General features: G+C 67.0%; 1 protein-coding gene. It reads left to right on the top strand.

Translation table 11 applies throughout. From position 1 onward, the window contains the following. The first annotated feature begins 121 nt into the window (after positions 1 to 121). A complete protein-coding gene (locus tag BCR15_RS05250) occupies positions 122 to 1366 on the top strand; it encodes an IS256 family transposase (RefSeq protein ID WP_068751157.1) in 1245 nt (414 codons plus the stop codon). The last annotated feature ends 40 nt before the right edge of the window (positions 1367 to 1406 follow it).

Raw genomic sequence — 1406 nt, 5'->3', positions numbered from 1 at the left:
AGTTAAGTCCCTCATAGTGGTGTAGCCCTCGGTGGCCGTGACCGTCAGGGACGTCAGCGCGGTCACCGTGGGATCCTTCGAGTTCACCCTTGCAAAGCTCTCTCGAAAGGACATCGCCACGATGACCGCTCCTCACATTGTCGACCCCGCCCACGTGCTGGGCAACCTGCTGGCCGAAGCGTCGCCGGACATGATGCGCAGCCTGCTGCAGAACATGATCAACCAGCTCCTGTCTGCTGATGCCGACCAGGTCTGCGGCGCCGAATGGGGACAGGCCTCGCCGGGCCGGCTGGTTCAGCGCAACGGCTACCGCCACCGGCCCTTGGACACCCGCGTCGGCACCGTTGATGTCGCCGTCCCCAAGCTGCGTTCGGGGACCTACTTCCCGGAGTGGCTGCTGGAGCGCCGCAAACGCGCCGAAGCCGCTTTGATCACGGTGATCGCGGACTGCTACCTCGCCGGGGTGTCGACTCGCCGGATGGACAAGCTCGTCAAGACGTTGGGAATCGACGGGTTGTCGAAGTCCCAGGTCTCCCGGATGGCCGCCGACCTCGATGAGCACGTCAACCAGTTCCGCCACCGTCCCCTGTCCGAGGCGGGGCCGTTCACGTTCGTCGCCGCCGACGCGTTGACGATGAAGGTCCGCGAGGGCGGCCGGGTGATCAACGCCGTCGCGCTGGTCGCGACTGGCGTCAACGGCGATGGACACCGCGAAGTGCTGGGGCTGCAGGTCGCCACCTCGGAGACCAAGACCGCCTGGAACACGTTCTTCGCCGATCTGGTCGCCCGCGGCCTGGCCGGCGTCCGTCTGGTCACCAGTGATGCCCACGCCGGGCTGGTCGAAGCCGTTGCGGCGAACCTGCCCGGCGCGGTCTGGCAGCGCTGCCGCACCCACTACGCAGCCAACCTGATGGCCGTCACCCCCAAGACGATGTGGTCGGCGGTCAAGGCGATGCTGCACTCCGTCTACGACCAACCCGACGCATCCTCCGTCGAGGCCCAGTTCGACCGGCTGCTGGACTACACCGCCGAGAAGCTTCCCGCCGTCGCCGAGCACCTCGACCAGGCCCGGGCCGACGTGCTCGCGTTCACCGCCTTCCCGAGGGATGTCTGGACCCAGATCTGGTCGAACAATCCCGCCGAACGCCTCAACAGGGAGATTAGGCGCCGCACCGACTCCGTCGGCATCTTCCCGAATCGGGAAGCCATCATCCGGCTCGTCGGGGCCGTCCTGGCCGAACAGACCGACGAATGGGCCGAAGGTCGCCGCTACCTCGGCCTCGACATCCTCACCCGCTGCCGCCTCACAACCCTCCCCGGCACCAACACCGAGGAGGTGACCGAACCCCTCGCCCTCACTGCCTAAACGAAGGAACCCCCGCTACACCACTCCACGGGGCTTGACC

This window comes from Tessaracoccus lapidicaptus, assembly GCF_001693815.1.
Taxonomy (GTDB): Bacteria; Actinomycetota; Actinomycetes; order Propionibacteriales; family Propionibacteriaceae; genus Arachnia; species Arachnia lapidicapta.
This window is presented reverse-complemented; position numbering and strand designations above follow the sequence as displayed.

Excerpts from the sequence above, each read along its gene's own strand:
- BCR15_RS05250 (WP_068751157.1), top strand. The coding sequence starts at position 122 with ATGACCGCTCCTCACATTGTCGACCCCGCCCACGTGCTGGGCAACCTG.